Origin of the sequence: Pseudomonas persica, assembly GCF_900291015.1 — a bacterium.
Classification (GTDB): Bacteria; Pseudomonadota; Gammaproteobacteria; order Pseudomonadales; family Pseudomonadaceae; genus Aquipseudomonas.
In genome coordinates this window covers 1-15,000 of record NZ_OLKL01000019.1, presented here as the reverse complement: position 1 = coordinate 15,000, position 15,000 = coordinate 1, and the positions used below count along the sequence as shown (strand labels likewise).

Sequence of the window (15,000 nt, the reverse complement as noted above, 5' to 3'; positions counted from 1 at the left end):
CCTGCATGCGGAGCAGGACAATAGTGCTCGCCAGTATCTTTTACGGCATGTGTTTAATCAACAATTGCGCCACTTGCACGGCATTGAGCGCGGCACCCTTGCGCACATTGTCGGTGGTCAGCCAGAGGTTGAGCTGCTGGTCTTCATCAACTCCGTGTCGTACACGACCAACATAGACCACGTCTTGGCCCACTGCGTCACCTACCGGGGTCGGATAATCATCGCGCTCCACCAGTTCGACGCTGTCGGCCGCCTCGAGGGCCTGCTTGACCGCGTCCAGGTCTACCGGGCGACGGCTCTGCACCGCCACACTGAAGCTATCGCCGAAAAACACCGGGACTTGAACGCAGCTCACGGAAATCTTCAGTTCAGGCAGGCCCAGCAGCACACGCAGCTCGCTGACCAGGCGGCGCTCCAGCGCCGTGTGGCCGTGCTCATCGGCGGCGCCGACCTGGGCCAACAGATTGAACGCTACCTGGCGGTCGAAGAAGCGCGGCTCCAGCGGTCGGGCATTGAGCAGCTCGGCGGTTTGCCGGGCCAGTTCGTTGACCGCCTCACGGCCTTGTGCGGACACCGCCAGCGCGGCCATTACCTGCACCCGCTCGATATCCAGCAGACCCTTGAGCGGTGCCAGCGCAACGGCCAAGGCAACCGCCGCCGAGCACGGGCTGACGATACGCGCAGGCAACGGCAAGCCGGCCAGGCGCTCGGCATTGGCCTCGGGCACCAGGGCCAATGCGTCGTCCAGGCCAGCGGACAGGTCGATTACCGTGCAGCCCGCGTGCAGCGCCTTGCTGGCAAAGCTGCGGCTGACCGCGGCGCCGGCGGCGAAGAAAGCCAGCTTGACCTGGGCGAAGTCGAAGCTGTCCACTTCGCGCACTTTCAGCTTCTTGCCGGCGAACATCACGCTGCTGCCCGCCGATTCCATGCTGGCCAGCAGGTGCAGGGTGGCGACCGGGAAGGCCAGTTCTTCGAGGATCTGCACCAGGGCTTCACCGACGCTGCCGGTGGCGCCGACGACGGCGATGTCCAAGGGGTTTGTCATGGAAGGAATCCTTTTGCTGAAAACGGCGGGGGCGGCACTTTACTTGGATTGTCGGTGTTTGTCTTTGCTGGCCTTATCTTCGCCGGGTAAGGTTCTACAGTAGGTTACGTGTTGGCTGACGGGGGCTTGTCGCAGCATTTGCAGCCAAAACGCTTCTCCAGACCAAAAAAAACCCGCGCTGCAGGCAGCGCGGGTTTTCGGTCACACCAGAACGATCAACGCTCCAGCAGAATCCGCAGCATGCGGCGCAGCGGTTCGGCCGCGCCCCACAGCAACTGGTCACCGACGGTGAACGCACCCAGGTACTGCGAACCCATGTTCAGCTTGCGCAGGCGGCCAACCGGGATGTTCAGGGTACCGGTAACCTTGGTCGGGCTCAGCTCCTGCATGCTGATTTCACGCTGGTTCGGCACCAGCTTCACCCAAGGGTTGTGCTGGCTAATCATGCCTTCGATGTCGGCCAGCGGCACATCCTTGTTCAGCTTGATGGTCAGCGCCTGGCTGTGGCAACGCATGGCGCCGATGCGCACGCAGATGCCGTCGACCGGGATCGGGCTCTTGAAGCGGCCAAGGATCTTGTTGGTCTCGGCCTGGGCCTTCCACTCTTCACGGCTCTGGCCGTTCGGCAGTTCCTTGTCGATCCACGGGATCAGGCTGCCAGCCAGCGGCACGCCGAAGTTCTCGGTCGGGAACGCTTCGCTGCGCATGGTCTCGGCAACCTTGCGATCGATGTCGAGGATGGCGCTGGCCGGGTTGGCCAGGTCATCGGCAACCGCAGCATGGGTGGCCCCCATCTGCTTGATCAGCTCACGCATGTTCTGCGCGCCGGCACCCGAGGCCGCCTGGTAGGTCATGGCGCTCATCCACTCGACCAGGCCGGCTTCGAACAGACCACCCAGGCCCATCAGCATCAGGCTGACGGTGCAGTTGCCACCGATGTAGTTCTTGGTACCTGCGTCCAGCTGCTGGTCGATGACCTTGCGGTTGACCGGGTCGAGGATGATTACCGCGTCATCCTGCATGCGCAGGGACGAAGCGGCGTCGATCCAGTAACCCTGCCAGCCGGCTTCACGCAGCTTGGGGAAGACCTCGTTGGTGTAGTCGCCGCCCTGACAGGTCAGGATCACGTCGAGGGTCTTGAGTTCTTCAATCGAATAAGCGTCCTTGAGCGGAGCTGTATCCTTGCCCACGTTCGGGCCCTGGCCGCCAACATTGGAGGTGGTGAAGAACACCGGCTCGATAAGGTCGAAATCCTGCTCCTCCAGCATCCGCTGCATGAGCACGGAACCGACCATACCGCGCCAACCGATCAGACCTACACGTTTCATCGCAACTACACCTTTGCTAAAAGTGGGCCGCCACCGGGAATTTTGCGGGGCGGGCCAGAGAGATTACAGATTCCGCAGCGCTGCGACTACTGCGTCGCCCATTTCCTGCGTACCAACTTTGCGGCAGCCTTCCGAGAAGATGTCGCCGGTGCGCAGGCCCTGGTCCAGGACCAGGCTCACGGCCTTCTCGATTGCCTCGGCGGCAACCGACTGATTGAAGCTGTAACGCAGCATCATCGACACCGACAGGATGGTCGCCAGCGGGTTGGCGATGCCAAGGCCTGCGATGTCCGGCGCCGAGCCGTGGCACGGCTCGTACATGCCCTTGTTGTCGGCATCCAGCGACGCCGAAGGCAGCATGCCGATGGAACCGGTCAGCATGGAAGCTTCATCCGACAGAATGTCACCGAACATGTTGTCGGTCACCATCACATCGAACTGCTTGGGCGCGCGCACCAGCTGCATGGCGGCGTTGTCGACGTACATGTGGCTCAGCTCCACATCCGGGTAGTCCTTGGCCACGCCCTCGACCACTTCACGCCACAGCTGGCTGGAAGCCAGGACGTTGGCCTTGTCCACCGAGCACAGCTTCTTGCCACGCACGCGTGCCATGTCGAAGCCGACACGGGCAATGCGGCGCACTTCGCTTTCGCTGTACGGCAGGGTGTCGTAGGCCTGGCGCTCGCCACCTTCCAGCTCGCGCTGGCCACGCGGGGCACCGAAGTAGATACCGCCGGTCAGCTCACGGACGATGAGGATGTCCAGGCCGGAAACGATCTCTGGCTTGAGCGACGAGGCATCGGCCAGTTGCGGGTAGAGGATGGCCGGGCGCAGGTTGGCGAACAGACCCAGCTGCGAACGGATTTTCAGCAGGCCGCGCTCCGGGCGGATGTCACGCTCGATCTTGTCCCACTTCGGTCCGCCCACGGCGCCAAGCAGCACGGCGTCGGCCTTGCGCGCACGCTCCAGGGTCTCGTCGGCCAGCGGCACGCCGTGCTTGTCGATGGCAGCGCCACCGATCACGTCGTGCTCCAGGTTGAAACCGAGCTGGAACTTGTCGTTGGCCAGCTCCAGCACCTTGACCGCCTCGGCCATGATTTCCGGACCGATACCGTCACCTGGGAGAATCAGAATCTGCTTGCTCATGCTTTCCTCTATCCATTCACGCGGTGCGGCCAAGCGGGCCCCACCGAAAAGTTCTTAACGCTCGGCCCACAACACCAGCACATCGGTGCTGAACGAACCATCGGACTCGATCTGGTAATACTGCCGCACTTCTTCGCCCATGGCTTGCTGCAATTGGCGGATGGCCACGCGCATCGGCTCGGGGGTACGCATGCGCTCGACCCAACTGCCGAACTCCAGACGCAGTGGCTGGCGGGTGTGGCTGCGCACGTGCAGGCCGGCTTCGCTGACCTGGCGTTGCCATTCGGCGGCGGAGTAGTCGCGCACGTGGCTGGTGTCGCGCAGCACTTCGACCGTTTGCAGGTAGGTATCGAGCAGCGGGCTACCCGGCGACATGACGTCGATGAACGCAGCCACGCCACCCGGCTTGAGCACCCGGCGCACCTCGCGCAAGGCCAGGCCCAGGTCGCTCCAGTGGTGGGCCGAGTAGCGGCTGAAGACGAAATCGAACGAGGCGTCGGCGAACGGCAGGCGTTCGGCGGCACCGCGTTCGGTGGTGATATTGGCCAGACCGCGCTCGGTGGCGGCACTGACGACCACGTCGAGCATGGCTTGCGAGAGGTCGTAGGCGACCACTTCGGCGACCAGCGGGGCAACGTGGAAGCTGACATGACCGGCACCGCAACCCAGGTCCAGCACCCGGGCCTGGCCCTGCCCCGCCAGCGCGGCCTGGAGCAGGGCGAATTCACTGCCTTGGGCGTGCACGGCGCTGCTGAGATAGGCGCTGGCCTGTTCGCCGAACTGGCGTTGGACCACATCGGTGTGGTGGGTACTGGTCATGTCTCGATCCTGTTGGTTTCTTGCTGCCTGTACTGGTCCTTTCGCGGGTGAACCCGCTCCCACAGGACCTCTACAGGTTTCGAATCCTGCGCCGTACCTGTGGGAGCGGGTTTACCCGCGAAGAGGCCGGTACTGTCACCTACATATTTCAGGCATCACGGAACAGCCAAGGCTGCCCGGCGCGGTGCTTGCCTTCGAAGGCCTTGATCGCATCGCTGTCCTGCAGGGTCAGGCCGATGTCGTCAAGGCCGTTGAGCAGGCAGTGCTTGCGGAACGCATCGATCTCGAAGTGCAGTACCTTGCCATCCGGGCGGGTCACCGCCTGCGCCTGCAGGTCGATGGTCAGCTGGTAGCCCGGGTTGGCTTCGACCTGCTTGAACAACTCGTCGACCTCCTCGTCACTGAGGATGATCGGCAGCAAGCCGTTCTTGAAGCTGTTGTTGAAGAAGATGTCGGCAAAGCTCGGCGCGATCACGCTGCGGAAGCCGTACTCGTCCAGCGCCCAAGGGGCGTGCTCACGGCTGGAACCGCAACCGAAGTTCTCCCGCGCCAGCAACACGCTGGCCCCCTGGTAGCGTTCGTGGTTGAGCACGAACTCCTTGTTCAGCGGGCGCTTGCTGTTGTCCTGGTATGGCTGGCCCACGTCCAGGTAACGCCACTCGTCGAACAGGTTGGGGCCGAAGCCGGTGCGCTTGATCGACTTCAGAAACTGCTTGGGGATGATCTGGTCGGTGTCGACGTTGGCACGGTCCAACGGCGCGACGAGGCCAGTGTGCTGGGTAAAGGCTTTCATGCTGCGCTCCCTTGAATCAACTCGCGGACATCGATGAAGTGGCCGGTCACCGCTGCCGCGGCGGCCATGGCCGGGCTGACCAGGTGGGTACGACCACCGGCGCCCTGACGGCCTTCAAAGTTGCGGTTGGAAGTGGACGCGCAGTGCTCGCCGCTCTCCAGGCGGTCCGGGTTCATCGCCAGGCACATCGAGCAGCCTGGTTCCCGCCATTCGAAACCAGCTTCGAGGAAGATCTTGTCCAGGCCTTCACGCTCGGCCTGGGCCTTGACCAGGCCTGAGCCAGGTACCACCAGCACCTGCTTGACGTTGGCAGCGACCTTGCGACCCTTGGCGATTTCGGCGGCAGCGCGCAGGTCTTCGATGCGCGAGTTGGTGCACGAGCCGATGAATACGCGGTCGAGCTTGATATCGGTGATCGCCTGATTGGCGGCCAGGCCCATGTACTTGAGGGCACGCTCGATCGAACCACGCTTGATCAGGTCAGGCTCGGCAGCCGGGTCCGGCACGCGTTGGTCGACAGCAAGGACCATCTCCGGCGAGGTGCCCCAGCTGACCTGTGGCTTGATTTGCGCAGCGTCGAGCTCGACTACGGTATCGAACACCGCGTCAGCGTCGGAAACCAGGCCTTTCCAGGCCTCGACCGCGTGCTTCCACTGCTCGCCCTTCGGCGCGTACGGGCGGCCTTCGACATAGGCAACGGTAGTGTCGTCCACCGCCACCAGGCCAACGCGGGCACCGGCTTCGATGGACATGTTGCAGATGGTCATGCGGCCTTCCATCGACAATGCGCGGATGGCGCTGCCAGCAAATTCCATGGCGTGGCCGTTACCACCGGCGGTGCCGATCTTGCCGATCACGGCCAGCACGATGTCCTTGGCGGTAACGCCGGCAGGCAACTGACCTTCCACACGCACCAGCATGTTCTTCATCTTCTTGGCGACCAGGCACTGGGTAGCGAGCACATGCTCTACCTCGGAGGTGCCAATGCCATGGGCCAAGGCACCGAAAGCGCCGTGGGTGGAGGTATGCGAGTCACCGCAGACCACGGTCATGCCCGGCAAGGTGGCACCCTGCTCCGGGCTGATGACGTGGACGATACCCTGACGCTCGTCATTCATCTTGAATTCGACGATGCCATATTCGTCACAGTTCTCGTCGAGGGTCTGCACCTGCAGGCGCGACACCTGGTCGACGATGGCCTCGATACCGCCCTTGCGCTCTGGCGTGGTCGGCACGTTGTGGTCCGGCGTGGCGATATTGGCGTCGATGCGCCAGGGTTTGCGGTTGGCCAGGCGCAGGCCTTCAAAGGCCTGGGGCGACGTCACTTCGTGGATGATGTGGCGGTCGATGTAGATCAAGGACGAGCCGTCATCACGGCGCTTGACCTCATGGGCTTCCCAGAGTTTGTCGTAGAGCGTTTTGCCAGCCATCAGACTGTTCCTCATCAGCGTCTTTCTATGCCAAAGACCCCTTGGCTTGTACGGACGATGCTATGGCGATAGATTGAATAACTCAAATTCATAATTTTCATGCTTTGCATAACCATCAGGAATTCATGCAATGGACCTGGCCAACCTCAGCGCCTTCATCGCCATCGCCGAAACCGGCAGCTTCTCTGGCGCCGGCGAACGCCTGCACCTGACCCAGCCGGCCATCAGCAAACGCATCGCCGGCCTGGAGCAGCAGCTGGACGTGCGCCTGTTCGACCGCCTGGGCCGTGAGGTGACTCTCACCGAAGCCGGGCGCGCCTTGTTGCCACGGGCCTACCAGATTCTCAATGTGCTCGATGATACCCGCCGGGCGCTGACCAATCTGACCGGGGAAGTGAGCGGTCGCCTGACCCTGGCCACCAGCCACCACATCGGCCTGCACCGCCTGCCCCCGCTGCTGCGGGCCTTCACCCGTCAGTATCCGGCCGTGGCGCTGGACATTCAGTTCATGGATTCGGAACAAGCCTACGACGAGATTCTGCATGGCCGCGCCGAAATCGCCGTGATCACCCTGGCGCCCGAGCCGCACCAGCTGGTCAAGGCCGTGCCGGTGTGGGACGACGCCCTGGACTTCGTCGCCGCCCCCGAACACCCGCTGGCCTACAACCATACGGTCAGCCTGGCCGACGTCGCCCGCCACCCGGCCGTGTTCCCCGGCGGCAACACCTTTACCCACCATATTGTCCAGCGCCTGTTCGAAAGCCAAGGCCTGACGCCGAATATCGCCATGAGCACCAATTATCTGGAAACCATCAAGATGATGGTGTCGATCGGCCTGGCCTGGAGCGTGCTGCCGCGCACCATGCTCGACGAACAGGTTGCACCCATCGCCTTGCCGGGCATACAGCTGTCGCGCCAGCTAGGCTACATTTTGCACACGGAGCGTACGCTATCGAACGCAGCCAGGGCATTCATGGCCCTGCTCGACAGCCACGCGGGGCCCGCCTGACCGGTCGTCAGCCCGGTATTGCCACCTCCAAGGACGCGTCATACGCCAAAGGTCTGGTACCGATGCCCAAATCAGCTAACCGCTTTTTGCGCCTGCCGCGTATACCTGCGGCCGACCCCCAGGAGTCGGAACAGGCCTGGCAGAACGCCCCGCAACTGCTGGCCGCACTCAACGGCGCGCGGCTGGGTGCCTGGCTATGGGATATCGACAGCGGCCGGGTCAGCTGGTCACGGGGCACCCAGGCCCTGTTCGGCTTCGACCCGCAGCGCCCGCTACCCGCGGATATCGACTACCTCGACCTGCTGCCTGAGGAAGACCGCGCACGCACGCGCCAGGTATTCCAGGCGGTGTTCAACGGCGAACCGGTGGAACAGGCCATGCGCCACCGCATCCGCTGGCCGGACGGCAGCCTGCACTGGCTGGAGATCAACGGTAGCCTGACCCACGACCCGCACGGCCGGCCACAGATGATCGGGGTGATCCGCGAAATCACGCGTCAGCGCGAGCGGGAAACGGCGCTGATCAATTCGGAAAAACGCTTCGCCACCCTGTTCCACCTCAGCCCCAATGCCATTTTGCTCACTCGTCGCCACGACGGCATGATCTTCGAGGTCAACCAGCACTTCGAAGATATGTTTGGCTGGCCCGGTAGCCAGGTGATCGGCAAGACCAGCCTGGAGCTTGGCCTGTGGGTCAACCCCGAACAGCGCCACCAGTTGCTGGAGTCGACCCGGAGCAACAACGGCCCGCTGATCCTGGAAGTGCAGTTCCGCGCCACCAGCGGCAAGGTGCATGACGGCATCCTCTGCACCCAGGGGATCGAGATGGAGGGCGTGACCTTCCTCCTCAGCACCTTTATCGACACCACCGAACGCAAACGCGCCGAGCAAGCCTTGAAGGACAGCCAGGAGCGCCTGGACCTGGCCCTGGACTCGGCACAGCTGGGCACCTGGGATTGGCATATCCCCAGCGGCATGCTCTACGGCTCGGCCCGTGCCGCGCAGTTGCACGGCCTGCCGCCCATCCCCTTTCACGAATCGTTCGACGCGTTTTTCGAAGGCGTCCCGGAGCAAGAGCGCAACTCGATGCGCCAGGCCTACCGCAGCCTGCGCGAAGGGCCTGCCGGCAACTACCAGATCACCTACCGGGTGCAGCTGGAAAACGGCATCTCGCGCTACATCGAAAGCCGCGCCCGGCTGTACCGCGACGAGCAAGGCAACCCGCTGCGCATGGCCGGTACCTTGCTCGACATCACCGACCAGGTGGAGCGCGAACAGCGCCTGAGCGCCTCGGAAGAGAAGTTCGCCAGCCTGTTCCAGGTCAGCCCCGACCCGATCTGCGTCACCCGCCAGGACAGCGGCCAGTTCATCGAGATCAACCCGGCGTTCACCCAGACCTTCGGCTGGGACACCGACCAGGTGATCGGCCGCACCGCCGAGGAAATCGGCCTGTGGGCGGAGTCCATCGAGCGCGCGCAACGCATCGAGCGGGTAATCCGCGAGCAGGCCCTGAGCAATGTCGCCGTAGTGGTCAACCACCGCAATGGCGCACCGCTGACCTGCGTGATTTCCAGCCGCCTCATCACCGTCGACGACCAGCCCTGCAGCGTCACCACCCTGCGCGACATCACCCAGCAGCAGCGCGCCGAGGCGGCGCTCAAGTCCAGTGAGGAGAAGTTTGCCAAGGCCTTCCACTCCAGCCCCGACGCCATCACCATCACCGAACGTCACAGCGGTCGTTACCTGGAAATCAACGACGGCTTCTGCCGTCTGACCGGCTACAACGCCGCCGAAGTGGTCGGCCACACCGTGTACGAAATAGGCATCTGGGCCGACGACAAGCAGCGCGCCGCCCTGCTGACCGAGCTGCGCGAGCGTGGCCGGGTGCACCACCGCGAGATGCTCGGGCGCAACAAGCGTGGCGATATCCTCACTGTGGAGGTGTCGGTGGAGCCGATCACCCTCAATGAGGTGGACTGCCTGCTGCTGACCGCCCGCGATGTCAGCCAGCTGAAGAACGCGCAGGCGCAGATTCGCCACCTGGCCTACCACGACCCGCTGACCAACCTGCCCAACCGTGCCCTGCTGATGGACCGCCTGAGCCAGCAGATCGCCCTGCTCAAGCGCCACAACCTGCGCGGCGCCCTGCTGTTCCTCGACCTCGACCACTTCAAACACATCAACGACTCACTGGGCCACCCGGTGGGCGACACGGTGCTGAAGATCATCACTGCGCGCCTGGAAGCCAGCGTGCGCCTGGAAGACACCGTGGCGCGCCTGGGTGGCGACGAGTTCGTGGTATTGCTCAGCGGCCTGGAAGGCAGCCGCGAAATGGTCGAAGAAAAAGTCCGCGGGCTGGCCGACACCCTGCGCGAACTGCTGGCCGAACCGATGTCGCTGGACGGCCAGCGCCTGCAGGTAACACCCAGCATCGGCGTCGCGCTGATCCCTGACCACGGCGCCACCCCGGCCGACCTGCTCAAGCGTGCCGATATCGCCCTGTACCGGGCCAAGGATTCCGGGCGCAACACCACTCAGCTGTTCCACACCACGATGCAGAAGGCCGCCAGCGAGCGCCTGCGCATGGAAAACGACCTGCGCCTGGCCCTGGCCCGCGGCGAGCTGGCGCTGCACTTCCAGCCACAGGTGGATGCCCGCGACAACCGTATCGTCGGCGCCGAGGTGCTACTGCGCTGGCATCACCCGCAACTGGGCCAGCAGCCGCCCGCGCAATTCATTCAGGTGCTGGAAGAAAGCGGCCTGATCCTGGAAGTTGGCAGCTGGATTCTCGATGAAGCTTGCGATGCCTGCGCGCGCATGCTCGGCGACGGGCTGATCGACGCCGACGATTTCAGCCTGTGCGTGAACATCAGCCCACGACAGTTCCGCCAGAACGACTTTGTCGGGCGGGTGCTGCGCAGCCTGGACGATTACCGCCTGCCGCGGCAGATGCTGAAGCTGGAAATTACCGAAGGTATCGTCATCCAGAACCTGGAAGACACCATCAGCAAGATGCGCGAGCTGAAGCGCCACGGGGTGAGCTTTGCCATGGATGACTTCGGCACCGGCTACTCCTCGCTGACCTACCTGAAGCGCCTGCCGGTGGATACGCTGAAGATCGACCAGACCTTCGTGCGCGATGCGCCGGAGGACCCAAACGACGCCGAAATCGTCCGCGCCATCGTCGCCATGGCCCGTAGCCTGGACCTGACGGTGATTGCCGAAGGGGTGGAGCTGACCGAACAGCTGGAGTTCCTGGAGCGGCTGGGGTGCCACCTGTACCAGGGGTACTTGCACAGCCGGCCGCTGCCGTTGCCGGAGTTTCGGCAGATGTTGCTGGAGGCGCCGGCGGATTATTGAAAGCGATGCGGATCGCTGCCCCTGTGGCATCGCAGCCTCAAGCGACCACAACAAAAAAGGGCACCCGAAGGTGCCCATTTTCACATCTACATGATCAGTTCAGTGCTGGCTTGTCGCCATTGATCGGAATGCGCTTGGCCTTGGCTTCTTCAGGCACGATGCGCAGCAGGTCGATGCTGAGCAGGCCATTGGCCAGGCCGGCGGCCTTGACTTCGATATGGTCGGCCAGCCGGAACGACAGCTTGAAGGCGCGCTGCGCGATACCCTGATGCAGGTAGGTCACTTCAGCCGCGCCATTGTCACGCTTGCCACCGGTCACGGTCAGGACACCCTTTTCAACCTGCAGGTCGAGGTCGTCCTCCTGGAAACCGGCTGCTGCAACCACGATGCGATAGTGGTCATCGCCATGCTTTTCCACGTTGTAGGGCGGGTAGCTGCTACCGGCCTCGTTACGTGCCGCGGATTCGAACAGGTCGTTGAAACGGTCGAAACCAACGGAATGGCGGAACAGTGGTGCGAGAGAGAAAGCGGTGGTCATGGTCATGAACTCCTGAGATTCAGCAAGTAAGTCATTACGCGACCCGACTTCGGCATCGCGTACTCAAGAGATATGGCCGAGGGAAATGCTTTCAAGGGGCAAGCAGAAAAAATCTGGATTCCTGCATTGGGTTTGATGGCCTCTTCGCGGGTAAACCCGCTCCCACAGGGACCTCACACATTACAAAACCTGTGCCGAACCTGTGGGAGCGGGTTCACCCGCGAAAGGGCCGGATCAGGCAACACAAGCCTCCAAGGAAACCGCCTCAACCCCCAGCAACCGGCTGATCCGCGCACAGTCATCCTCGCGCCGCAACTCGGCAAACAGCACAACCGCTTCCGGATAACTGCGGGTCAGCATCGCCAGCCACTGCTTCATCCGCCCCGGCGCATAACGCGGCGACAACTTGGCCTGGGCCTGGCGCCAGAACTCGCGCAGCAACGGCAGCAGGTCGTCCCAGCTCATCGGCTGGTACTCCCGCCCGTCACGCGCCGCAGCAATCTGCAGACCCAGGTCGGGGCGTGAGACCAGCCCACGGCCCAACATGATGTCCTCGGCGCCACTGACCTCACGACAGCGCCGCCAGTCGTCCACGGTCCAGATCTCGCCATTGGCGAACACCGGCACCTTGACCACATCCTGCACGCGCGCCACCCACTCCCAGTGGGCCGGCGGCTTGTAGCCCTCGACCTTGGTCCGCGCATGCACCACCAGGTGCGCCGAGCCGCCTTCGGCCAGCGCCGTGGCACACTCCAGGGCACCATCGGGGTTGTCGAAGCCCAGGCGCATCTTCGAAGTGACCGGGATATCCGCCGGTACGGCACGGCGCACTTCGCGGACAATGGCGTGCAGCAGCTCCGGCTCCTTGAGCAGCACCGCTCCGCCACGCGACTTGTTCACGGTCTTGGCCGGGCAACCGAAGTTCAGGTCGATCACCGGCGCCCCCAGCTCGCAGGCCAGCGCGGCGTTTTCCGCCAGGCACACAGGGTCCGAGCCCAACAGTTGCACGCGCATGGGCACCCCGGCGGCGGTCCGCGCGCCATTGCGCAACTCGGGCGCCAGCTTGTCGAACGAGGAAGGCGGCAGCAGGCGGTCGCACACGCGAATGAACTCGGTGACGCACCAGTCGATACCGCCCACGCGGGTCAGCACGTCGCGCAGAATGTTGTCGACCAGCCCCTCCATGGGGGCCAGGGCAATTTGCATGTCGGGGTCTCGGCGGAAAAAGCCGGCAGTCTAACAAAAATTGCCGGTGTTTCAGGCGCCGATCAGCGCCGGGCCGTAACCGTCGAGGAACTCCGCCGGCATGCGCTTGGGCTTGCCGCTGGACAGCTCGATGCAGGCGAAAGTGGTCTGGGCGCGCAACAAGGTCACGCCGTCGCGCGGGCGCTTGAGCTGGAAGCGCCGGGTCATGCGCAAGCGCTGGTCCCAGTCGATGATCCAGGTGGCCAGCTGCAGCTCGTCGTCCTCGTAGGCGGCGGCCAGGTAGTCGATTTCGTGGCGCACCACGGCCATGGCCCGGTCCAGCCGGCGGTACTCGGCCAGGTCCAGGCCCAGACGCTGGGAGTGGCGCCAGGCGCAGCGCTCCAGCCAGGTGACGTAAACCGCATTGTTGGCGTGGCCGAGGCCATCGATGTCCTCGCTGCCGACGCACAGATCGATGACGAAGGGTGTTGCCAGGTCCCAGCTCATGTTCGCTTCCTTGGAAGAAAACTGGATTTAGCAGGGCCCTGCAGAAAAAAGTCCAGCCTTCTTAGAGGATTCACCGGCCTCATCAGGCGCTTTGCCGCGCTGGTGCACCAGCCCGGGTCAGCAGCTCCAGCACCGCTTCACTCAGGCGCGGATCGGACAGCACCCGCTGATGGCCACCCGCCTCCAGCAGCATCAGACGGCTATCGAACCAGGCCTTGTGGATAACCTGGGCCTCATCGGCTGCCACCAAGCCATCATCGGCGGCATGCACCACCAGCCCCGGCAACTCCAGCTGATAACCGGTCACATCCAGCCGCGCAATCTGCATGCCCACATCCCGCTCCACCTGGCGAATGAACGCCGCCCGCGCCCGCGCTGGCAGCCCCAGACGATGGGCAAAGCCACGCAGTACGCCCAACAGTCTTGCCGGGGCTGCAATGCTGACCGCCGCCTCTGTGCGCAGCCCCATCTGCAGGGCCAGCAATACACTAGCACCGCCCATGGAATGCCCAATCACCGCACGCAGTGGCGGCAGCTCGGCGGCAGCCTCCAGCAGCGCTCGGGCAAACAGCACCACATTTGCCTGCTCGCCGGGCGAACGCCCATGCCCCGGCCCCTCCAGCGACACCACCGTGTGCCCGGCCTGAACCAAGGTTTCAATCAGCGCGGCAAACTGGGTCGGGCGCCCTTCCCAGCCGTGCATCAGCAGCACGGTCGGTCCCTTGCCCCAGCGCAGGGCCGACAAGCCGAAGCGCAGGGTGATGCGCTCGGCGCTGGCCAGCACGGGCAGTTCCCAATCCCGCGGCGGCAGGTTGCGCGGGGTCATGAAGGCACGGCGCATCTTGCCCGCGACGTGCTCGGGGGCCAGGTGGCCCAGGGTGCCATTGACACCGCGAATCCAGCTCAGGGTAGTCATCGCCATGCTCCAGGGTTAAAGCACCGCCGATTTGGCGGCGCGCAGGATACGATCAGACAGCTCGCTGGTGCCCAGGGCACGGGCCAGCGCCAGGCCGCCAACCATCAGGGCCAGGTCGGCCAAGGCTTTGTCGGCGTCCTCGGGGCAGTCGACCATGGCGGCAGCCATCAACTCGATGTGCTCGGCCAGCACCTCACGGAAGGCCTCTGGCAGGCGCTGCAGCTCGCCCAGCGAGTTAGGCAGCGGGCAGGCGTGCACTTCGGCATCACGGTGCTTGCGCGACAGGTAGAAGGCACTGGTCAGCGCCCGCCGCCCTGCGCCATCGAGGCTGGGGTCGATCTGGGCGAGCAAGGCGCGGCGCTCGCCGAGCAACTGGCGGAACGCTTCGAGCATCAACTCGTCCTTGCTATCGAAGTGGGCATAGAAGCCGCCGACGGTCAGCCCCGCCGCACCCATGACCTGACTGACGCTAGGCTCGGCCGGGCCGTGCTGGATCAGCGCACTTCGCGCCGCCTCGAGAATGCGTTCGCGGGTTCTGCTCTTCTTGTCGCTCATCAGGCCATTCGCCGATCAAAATATGATGATAGAAATATTATTCGTATAATATTTCTTGGCAAGCAAAACTTGCAGCCGTCTGTCGGTCGCAGGATTTTTTTGAGGAAGGGAGAAAAACAAAAGGCCCATTCAATAATCGAATGAGCCTTCAAAGTCCCGCAAAACGCGGGTAAACATGGCGTCCCCTAGGGGACTCGAACCCCTGTTACCGCCGTGAAAGGGCGGTGTCCTAGGCCACTAGACGAAGGGGACGTAACCTTCGTGCCAGTCCGCTAACGCGAACTGTGGCAAAATTGGTGGAGCTAAGCGGGATCGAACCGCTGACCTCCTGCATGCCATGCAGGCGCTCTCCCAGCTGAGCTATAGCCCC

13 protein-coding genes and 2 tRNA genes are annotated in these 15,000 nt (G+C 63.7%); 2 read left to right on the top strand and 13 right to left on the bottom strand.

What is annotated here, in order from left to right:
* Positions 1-40 precede the first annotated feature (40 nt).
* From FQ664_RS10120 to leuC, 6 genes are all read right to left on the bottom strand, one after another.
* On the bottom strand, positions 41-1,045 hold the full coding sequence (locus FQ664_RS10120; RefSeq protein WP_144171798.1) for an aspartate-semialdehyde dehydrogenase: 1,005 nt from the start codon (positions 1,043-1,045) through the stop codon (positions 41-43).
* A 215-nt stretch (positions 1,046-1,260) separates the two neighbouring features.
* On the bottom strand, positions 1,261-2,373 hold the full coding sequence (gene asd, locus FQ664_RS10115) for an aspartate-semialdehyde dehydrogenase (protein WP_003260268.1): 1,113 nt from the start codon (positions 2,371-2,373) through the stop codon (positions 1,261-1,263).
* 63 nt (positions 2,374-2,436) lie between these two features.
* Positions 2,437-3,519 carry a 3-isopropylmalate dehydrogenase gene (gene leuB / locus FQ664_RS10110; protein WP_144171797.1) on the bottom strand — a complete coding sequence of 361 codons (1,083 nt, stop codon included), beginning with the start codon at positions 3,517-3,519 and terminating at the stop codon, positions 2,437-2,439.
* A 54-nt stretch (positions 3,520-3,573) separates the two neighbouring features.
* Positions 3,574-4,338, bottom strand: coding sequence for a class I SAM-dependent methyltransferase (locus FQ664_RS10105; RefSeq protein WP_144171796.1), 765 nt, complete (start codon positions 4,336-4,338; stop codon positions 3,574-3,576).
* 148 nt (positions 4,339-4,486) lie between these two features.
* Positions 4,487-5,131, bottom strand: coding sequence for a 3-isopropylmalate dehydratase small subunit (gene leuD, locus FQ664_RS10100; RefSeq protein ID WP_054901139.1), 645 nt, complete (start codon positions 5,129-5,131; stop codon positions 4,487-4,489).
* Complete coding sequence (gene leuC / locus FQ664_RS10095; protein WP_144171795.1) at positions 5,128-6,561, bottom strand: 3-isopropylmalate dehydratase large subunit; 1,434 nt, start codon at positions 6,559-6,561, stop codon at positions 5,128-5,130. Before leuC ends, leuD begins: the two co-directional genes overlap by 4 nt.
* A 130-nt stretch (positions 6,562-6,691) precedes the next feature.
* Between leuC and FQ664_RS10090 the strand changes: the two genes are divergently transcribed.
* Complete coding sequence (locus tag FQ664_RS10090) at positions 6,692-7,570, top strand: LysR family transcriptional regulator (RefSeq protein WP_144171794.1); 879 nt, start codon at positions 6,692-6,694, stop codon at positions 7,568-7,570.
* 62 nt (positions 7,571-7,632) lie between these two features.
* Positions 7,633-10,929 carry a bifunctional diguanylate cyclase/phosphodiesterase gene (locus FQ664_RS10085; protein ID WP_144171793.1) on the top strand — a complete coding sequence of 1,099 codons (3,297 nt, stop codon included), beginning with the start codon at positions 7,633-7,635 and terminating at the stop codon, positions 10,927-10,929.
* A 94-nt stretch (positions 10,930-11,023) separates the two neighbouring features.
* Here FQ664_RS10085 and FQ664_RS10080 read toward each other — a convergent pair whose 3' ends face one another.
* The 7 genes from FQ664_RS10080 to FQ664_RS10050 all read right to left on the bottom strand — a co-directional run bounded on the left by FQ664_RS10080 (position 11,024) and on the right by FQ664_RS10050 (position 15,000).
* Complete coding sequence (locus FQ664_RS10080) at positions 11,024-11,467, bottom strand: Hsp20 family protein (protein WP_063913790.1); 444 nt, start codon at positions 11,465-11,467, stop codon at positions 11,024-11,026.
* Positions 11,468-11,701: 234 nt separating this feature from the next.
* Positions 11,702-12,673, bottom strand: a complete 972-nt coding sequence (locus FQ664_RS10075; RefSeq protein ID WP_144171792.1) for a tRNA dihydrouridine synthase — start codon at positions 12,671-12,673, stop codon at positions 11,702-11,704.
* A gap of 51 nt (positions 12,674-12,724) precedes the next feature.
* Positions 12,725-13,159, bottom strand: coding sequence for an acyl-CoA thioesterase (locus FQ664_RS10070; protein ID WP_144171791.1), 435 nt, complete (start codon positions 13,157-13,159; stop codon positions 12,725-12,727).
* Between the two features lie 82 nt (positions 13,160-13,241).
* Positions 13,242-14,075: an alpha/beta fold hydrolase gene (locus FQ664_RS10065; protein ID WP_144171790.1), complete on the bottom strand. Its 834-nt coding sequence runs from the start codon at positions 14,073-14,075 to the stop codon at positions 13,242-13,244.
* A gap of 15 nt (positions 14,076-14,090) precedes the next feature.
* Complete coding sequence (locus FQ664_RS10060; protein WP_144171789.1) at positions 14,091-14,630, bottom strand: TetR/AcrR family transcriptional regulator; 540 nt, start codon at positions 14,628-14,630, stop codon at positions 14,091-14,093.
* A gap of 176 nt (positions 14,631-14,806) precedes the next feature.
* Positions 14,807-14,882, bottom strand: a tRNA-Glu gene (locus FQ664_RS10055).
* Between the two features lie 42 nt (positions 14,883-14,924).
* Positions 14,925-15,000: transfer RNA gene (locus tag FQ664_RS10050), tRNA-Ala, on the bottom strand.